This is a genomic window from Treponema sp. R6D11, from assembly GCF_054786075.1.
On the sequence record NZ_BDHD01000119.1, the window covers coordinates 1 to 5,524 of the forward strand.

Genomic DNA, 5,524 nt, shown 5'->3' on the forward strand with positions numbered 1-5,524 from the left:
ATCCTTGAAAATTTTCAAATAATCCTCTGCGATCAGTCTAGTCGCCTCTTTGTCAGCATAATTGTTCTCAACTAAATTTACAAACAGCGGACAGGCTTTAGATATGATTTTCAAATCTTTGTTTCGGGTATGAAAAGCATTCTCATAGGCTCCGGAATTTATAGTTGCCGATGTTGCTATGACACCAATTTTACCAAAAGACGTAACAAGCATTGCTTCGTCAACGAGCGCATCAACTATGCCAAAAACCGGAACACTGTACTCATTTTTGATGTTAGGCAAAGCAACGGAGCTAGCGGTTCCACATGCGGAAACAATAACTTTTGCACCTTTTTTTATTAAAAACTCTATATCTTGACGTACGTATTCAGTAATAATTTCTTTTGAACGCACACCATACGGAGCGCGAGCTGTATCTCCAAGATAGATTATATCTTCGAATGGTAAACGCTTGATAATTTTTGGCAGAGTCGAAAGTCCACCAACACCACTATCAAAAACGCCAATAGAATTATTATTCAAAGTCTATTCCTCGCTATCTTCAATTTCACTATCGTCGATTTCACCTTTAGGGATACTAGACATAGAAATCACAGTCTCTTCATCTCCCAAGCGAACAACACGAACACCTTTACCTTTAGTAGCTCTGTTAACTTGACGGATGGATTCGCTATCAACTCTTATGATAACGCCATTGCTAGTTATAACTATAATATCATCACTAGGTTTTACTGTTTTAACTCCAGCAATTTTGCCTGTTTCTTCCGTGACGTTATAAGTCCTAAGTCCTTTTCCCCCTCGGTTTTGCAAGCGATATTGGCTAATATCGGCTCGTTTACCAAATCCGTTTTCAGAAACGATTAACAACGACACATCTTCCGAGCCAAGCGTAGCAAGGCACATCCCAACCAAATAGTCACCTTCAGCTAAATTCAAAGCTTTAACGCCCCGAGCAGAACGCCCCATAGACCGGACATTGTTCTCATTAATTCTTATGCTCATGCCACGAGAAGTTATGAGGACTAGCTCGTCATTCCCCGTAGTTTGCTTAACTCTAATTAGTGTATCTCCTTCATCGAGTTCGATCGCTTTTAAACCTGATTTTCTGTTGCTAGCAAAATTTTCTAGACTCGTTCTTTTTATAACTCCGTTTTTAGTGAGCATCACGAGTTGAGCGCCATCAGCTTTTTCTCTAAGCGGAATAATTGCCGTCACTTTTTCTTCTGGTTCTAACGGAAGCAAATTAACAATAGCCGTGCCTTTTGCATTCCTCCCTGTTTCAGCAACTTGATAAGCTTTCAACTTATACATTCTACCTTTTGATGTGAAAAACATCAAATTAGCATGTGATTTTGCAACAAAAATTTCAGTAGGAAAATCTTCTTCACGAGTTGCTAAGCCGGATTTTCCTCTTCCGCCTCTGCTTTGTGATTGATAATTTTCCGCTAAAGTACGCTTAATATAGCCAAAGTGCGTATATGTTATAACATTTTCTTCGTTAGGTATTAAATCTTCGATGTCAATTTCGCTTTCGTCGTGGATTATTTCCGTCCTTCTGTCATCACCAAATTTTTCTTTTATTTCATTAAGTTCCGTTTTTATAATGTCCAATACAAGCTGCGGATCACCTAGAATTGCAATCAAACGTTTAATAAGAGCTAATAGCTCGTTATATTCGCTTTCGATTTTTTCGCGCTCCAGCCCTTGTAAGCGGCGGAGTTTCATCTCTAAAATAGCGTCCGCCTGAATATCTGACAAACCGAAATTAGTCATCAACTTCGCTTTAGCATCATCATAACTTTCGCGAATCGTTTTTATAACGGCATCAAGATTATCAATCGCAATTTTCAAACCCTCTAATATATGAATCCTTGCTTCTGCTTTTTTCTTTTCGAATTCTGTTCTACGCACAATAACTCTCTTTTGAAAATCTAAATAATATGTTAAAATTTGCTTAAGATTCATTATTTTTGGTTGACCATCATGCAACGCTAACATGTTTATACTAAAGTTTTCTTGCATCGAAGAATATTTATAAAGTTTGTTTAGAACTATATTCGCATTCGCATCACGTCTAAGCTCAATAACGATACGCATTCCGTCTCTATCCGACTCGTCACGAATATCTGTTATGCCATCTATTCGTTTCTCTTTAACTAAGTCCGCTATTCTCTTAATCAAAACAGATTTATTAACTTGATAAGGTATTTCTGTTGCAACTATTCGTTGCTTACCGTTTGAATACTCCTCGATCTCACATCTTGCGCGCATAACAACCTTGCCGCGCCCTGTATGATATGCTGATCTAATTCCAGCTTTTCCAACAATTATTCCAGCAGTCGGGAAGTCCGGTCCTTTAACATGCTCCATAAGCTCATCAATTTCAATTTCCTCGTTATCAATCAAGGCTATCACGGCGTCAATCGTCTCGTTCAAACTGTGTGGTGGAATATTTGTAGCCATACCAACAGCAATACCAGATGATCCATTAACCAAAAGATTAGGGAAACGCGATGGCAAAACAACTGGTTCTTTTAATCGTTCATCAAAGTTTGGAATAAAATCCACCGTGTCTTTATCGATGTCTGTCAGCATTTTGAGCGAAACTTTAGACATTCTAGCCTCGGTATAACGATAAGCAGCAGGCGGGTCTCCATCGACCGAACCAAAGTTGCCGTGCCCATCAATTTGCGGATATCTAAGAGAAAAATCCTGCGCCATACGCACCAAAGCATCATAAACCGCAGCGTCACCATGTGGATGATATCGCCCAAGTACGTCGCCGACAGTCGTCGCACATTTTCTATAAGCCTTATCCGGAGTAAATCCGTCTTCAAACATAGTATATAATATTCGCCTGTGAACAGGTTTTAGTCCATCTCTAACATCAGGCAACGCACGCCCAACAATAACAGACATCGCATAATCAATATACGATTTTTTCATTTCTTTCGAGAGTTCGACTTTTATTATCTTTTGATTATCAAATTCACTCATAATTATTAGTCCTTAATTTGTTAATTCTAATGCTTTTTTAATTACGTTTTCAACAGTCAATCCATATTTTTCGAACAATTCAACCGGTTTCCCGCTTTGCCCGAACTTATCTTCAACGCCAACACGCAAAACCTTGCATGGACAGGTTTCTGTAACAACCTCACAAACGGCGCCGCCAAGACCACCAATTATCGAATGTTCTTCGATAGTTACTATCCCCTTTGTCTCTTTTGCAGCTTTAATTATAGCATCCTTATCAATCGGTTTAATGCTCGCCATGTTTATTACTCTCGCGCTAACACCTTTTTCATTTAAAACTTCTGCTGCTTCTAACGCTTGCTTTGCCATAATACCAGTTGTAATTATAGTAACATCGTTTCCGGATTTCAGTTCAAGCGATTTTCCAAGCTCAAATTCATATTTCTCAGGGCAAACGTTCGGCGTTGCAAGCCTGCTCAACCTAATATAGAACGGCTCTTTTGTTTCAGCAGCATAACGAATTACGCTTTTTGTCTCAATATCATCTGCAGGGCAAACAACATTCATGTTTGGCACAGCTCTCATTAAGGCGATGTCTTCAATCGCTTGGTGACTTGCGCCGTCTTCACCTACAGAAATGCCAGCATGCGTCCCGCACACTTTAACATTAAATTTTGGATAAGCAATCGAGTTTCTAATTTGCTCAAAAGCGCGTCCAGCAGAAAACATGGCAAAGGTCGCTGCGAAAACTGTTTTGCCAGTAGCTGCCATGCCAGCAGCAACACTCATCATGTTCCCCTCGGCAATGCCTGCCTCTATAAATCTATCTGGGTATTTTTTTGCAAACAATTTTGTCATAGTAGTAGGCGAAAGATCAGCATCCATAACGATAATATTGCTATCCAAACCAATTTCAGCTAATTCCTCACCAAAAGATAATCTTGTTGCTTTTTCCATGTTTTTTGCTCCTTATTAACTACCCATATTATATATGAAAAAAAAGATATTGTCAAGCAAAAAACACTTGATTTATTCAAGTGTTTTTATAAATTTATAAGTAAGTTTTATTTCTTGCCAAACTCTCTTTCAAGGCTCCTTAACATAAGCCCAGCAATAACAATTTCCGCAACAATCATAAACCCAGTTTGCATAAGTCGTGTCGGCAAAAAAGCTAAATACATCTTACCTGTTTGAAAAGAAATCCAGTATGTATTTATTATTAGTGAACAAAAAATCTGCGTGATTAAAACCGCAATTATAATTCTCAAAAGGTTTGCTTTTTTATACAAAATAATTCCCAAAATCGCTCCAGACAAAATAGCAGTAAGTGTGTATCCTGGAAAATATGGTCCAAATGGAACTAAGTTGGCTCCTATAAAATCTCCTAAGCCAGCAACAAGCATACCTCCAATTGGCCCAGCAAAATATGCCGCAACAAAAATAGGAAGAAACCCGATTGTTATTTTAACCCCTGGCGGTATTTTGATCCCCGGAGCGTATCTGTCCAAAACAATTTCTAGCGCGAGCAAAATACCAAGCAAAATATACGTTCCATACCCCTGAAACGGTTCTAAGAATTTCTTCACAAACAAATCTCCTCAATCGTATTGTTATCAAGGTGTTTTATTCTGTACGACTGCTTAAGCGTACTACGAGATATAACAACCGATTCTCCGTTTTTGCTTTTAATTTTCGAACCCACTTCAGGTAGATTTTTAATTAGTTCCTGATATGTCTCGTCTTCGTATTTCAAACAACACATGAGCTTTCCGCAGCACCCAGAAATTTTACCGCTATTTAAACCCAAGTCTTGTCGCTTAGCCATTTTTGTGCTCACTTGTGTAAAATCTTTCAAAAATCGCGAGCAGCAAAGCTCTCGCCCGCACGAACCAATACCGTTCAAAATTCTAGCTCTATCGCGCACGCCGACTTGATGCATCTCAATTCTCGTATGTAATTTTGTTGCTAAAATTTTAACCAATTCGCGAAAATCAACACGTTCATCAGCAGAAAAATAAAATATCAATTTAGTTTTGTCGAAAGTGTAGTAAGCATATATAAGCTTCATCTCAAGTTTTAACTCTTCCACTTTGCGCGTACAAAAATTGAAGGCATCTTTTTCTTTTTTGCGGATCTCCAAATACGCTTGAAAATCGTCTTTCGTGCCTTTTCTTATAAGTGGTTCAAATTTATCTTGTATCTTTTGTCGCAATTTAACCTCGTCGCCGAGCATAACCACCGTACCGTATTCGACCCCACGAGGACCGTTCGCGATAACTTTTGTTCCGTTTTGTAAGAATTCAATTCCCACGGCATCATAAAAATATGTCTTAGCGTCATAAAAAAATCTAACACCAACAATATTCTTCTCCTGCTTTATTTCTGCTTTTTTATCTATTTTGTCAGTCATATTTTATCCTATCATTGATACATAATATTCAAATCTACACGTGTTGGTATGCCAGGTACATAGCTAATTCCCGTTTTATTTCCTTTGCTATCCAATATATATCCATCAGAGAACTGCCACATATACCAGCCTTTATAG

The 5,524-nt window shown here is 38.4% G+C and carries 5 protein-coding genes; all 5 read right to left on the minus strand.

Going from position 1 to position 5,524, the window contains the following annotated elements; genetic code table 11:
- Positions 1-522: glutamate racemase (gene murI, locus ACYVTD_RS09390; RefSeq protein WP_461247518.1), on the minus strand; the 522-nt coding region annotated here is incomplete at its 3' end.
- A 3-nt stretch (positions 523-525) separates the two neighbouring features.
- Positions 526-2,997 carry a DNA gyrase subunit A gene (gene gyrA, locus ACYVTD_RS09395; RefSeq protein WP_461247519.1) on the minus strand — a complete coding sequence of 824 codons (2,472 nt, stop codon included), beginning with the start codon at positions 2,995-2,997 and terminating at the stop codon, positions 526-528.
- A gap of 12 nt (positions 2,998-3,009) precedes the next feature.
- Complete coding sequence (locus tag ACYVTD_RS09400) at positions 3,010-3,933, minus strand: transketolase family protein (RefSeq protein WP_461247520.1); 924 nt, start codon at positions 3,931-3,933, stop codon at positions 3,010-3,012.
- A 107-nt stretch (positions 3,934-4,040) separates the two neighbouring features.
- Positions 4,041-4,562, minus strand: coding sequence for a folate family ECF transporter S component (locus ACYVTD_RS09405; RefSeq protein ID WP_461247521.1), 522 nt, complete (start codon positions 4,560-4,562; stop codon positions 4,041-4,043).
- Positions 4,559-5,386, minus strand: a complete 828-nt coding sequence (locus ACYVTD_RS09410) for a PSP1 domain-containing protein (RefSeq protein WP_461247522.1) — start codon at positions 5,384-5,386, stop codon at positions 4,559-4,561. The genes ACYVTD_RS09405 and ACYVTD_RS09410 overlap by 4 nt, the downstream gene beginning before the upstream one ends.
- Between the last annotated feature and the right edge of the window lie 138 nt (positions 5,387-5,524).

Bases quoted from the DNA above. Each gene is read 5' to 3' on its own strand.
- gyrA (WP_461247519.1), bottom strand. From the start codon at position 2,997: ATGAGTGAATTTGATAATCAAAAGATAATAAAAGTCGAACTCTCGAAA.
- ACYVTD_RS09400 (WP_461247520.1), bottom strand. From the start codon at position 3,933: ATGGAAAAAGCAACAAGATTATCTTTTGGTGAGGAATTAGCTGAAATT.
- ACYVTD_RS09410 (WP_461247522.1), bottom strand. From the start codon at position 5,386: ATGACTGACAAAATAGATAAAAAAGCAGAAATAAAGCAGGAGAAGAAT.